At 41.6% G+C, this 706-nt stretch carries 1 pseudogene; it reads left to right on the top strand.

Going from position 1 to position 706, the window contains the following annotated elements:
- Window positions 1–246 precede the first annotated feature (246 nt).
- Window positions 247–706: pseudogene (locus tag A3729_RS23495) on the top strand (flagellin); the annotation flags it as partial.

Here is a 706-nt window from a genome sequence, read left to right as displayed (position 1 = left end):
CTTTAAACGATATGTTTGCCGTTTTTTTGGCTAGTGCTTGCCGCAATCTATATAGCTAGTGAAGTAGGAGTGTTTGAGCAAGAAGGGGTTTGTTACACTTGCTTACATTGTTTTTGTAAAAAAAACTAAAGTAATTTTGTGGGGGGCCGTTAAATGATGTAACAAGCGATCGAGAGCGTGCTTTACAAAGCATGGTGTGTTTTAAAGTCTCGTTCGTTTACTTGCAAAATTGATCGGAGAAACGACATGCCTCAAATAATTAATACCAATATCGCGTCTTTAAATGCTCAGCGTAACCTTGAAAGTTCACAAAACGCTCAAAGCCAGGCTTTGCAACGTTTATCTTCAGGTTTACGTATCAATGGTGCGAAGGATGATGCGGCGGGTTTGGCAATTTCAAACCGAATCGACGCTCAGGTTCGTGGTCTTAACGTAGCTAACCGAAACGCAGGTGATGGTGTTTCTTTGGCACAAACTGCTGAAGGTGCTTTAAACAGTATCACAACTTCTTTACAGCGTGTTCGTGAACTAGCGCTACAATCAGCGAATGGTTCAAACACTGATTTGGAGCGTTCTTCTCTACAAGAAGAGGTTGAGCAGCTAAAAGCTGAAATTCAGTCAATTTCTGAAAAGACAAACTTTAACGGTCAAAGCCTTCTAGATGGCTCTTTCCAGGATACTGGTTTTCAGACCGGAGCAAACGTTG

This window comes from Oleiphilus sp. HI0043 (assembly GCF_001634935.1).
Note: the sequence above shows the minus strand (reverse complement) of the source record. Positions and strands in the feature narration are given on the sequence as shown.